This is a genomic window from Evtepia gabavorous, from assembly GCF_003425665.1.
GTDB classification, from domain to species: domain Bacteria; phylum Bacillota; class Clostridia; order Oscillospirales; family Oscillospiraceae; genus Evtepia; species Evtepia gabavorous.
The window spans coordinates 1-412 of sequence record NZ_QQRQ01000062.1; the positions used below are offsets into that span (position 1 = coordinate 1).

Below are 412 nucleotides of genomic sequence, written 5' to 3' on the forward strand. Positions count from 1 at the left end.
ACTGCATATCGCTCAGATAGTTAAAATCACAGAAGGTCACATCACTTGCTTCAAGCCCATAATCTTCTCTGATATCAAAAACAAGACCAATACGCATAGATCATCCCTCCCTACCTGCCGCCGCACAAGAACGATTCATAATGGGGATGACTTCCCGTTCATGTCTTATGCTGGCTTCAGAAACTGATTAAACGATTGATAATAAGAGATTATCCTTATAATATATTAAATTTTATCATAGTAAGGCAGAAAAAGCCAGAGCTTTCCAAAAATCTTTCGTTCAAGTCAAATGGCGTTGAATGTGGGAAAGAGCCTCTGAAATATTTTGAAAGACCTCTCTTGCATTTATAAACAACAGTTTGAAAATAGTCTGCTGGAGGATAAAAAGGAGCAGCAGCGAATCCCAATATCA

Annotated in this window: 1 protein-coding gene; it reads right to left on the minus strand. The window is 38.1% G+C overall.

The features are described 5' to 3' along the window. Positions 1 to 215: 215 nt before the first annotated feature. Positions 216 to 412 (minus strand): hypothetical protein (locus DV520_RS12450; protein ID WP_205727614.1); only part of this gene is annotated, 197 nt, incomplete at its 5' end.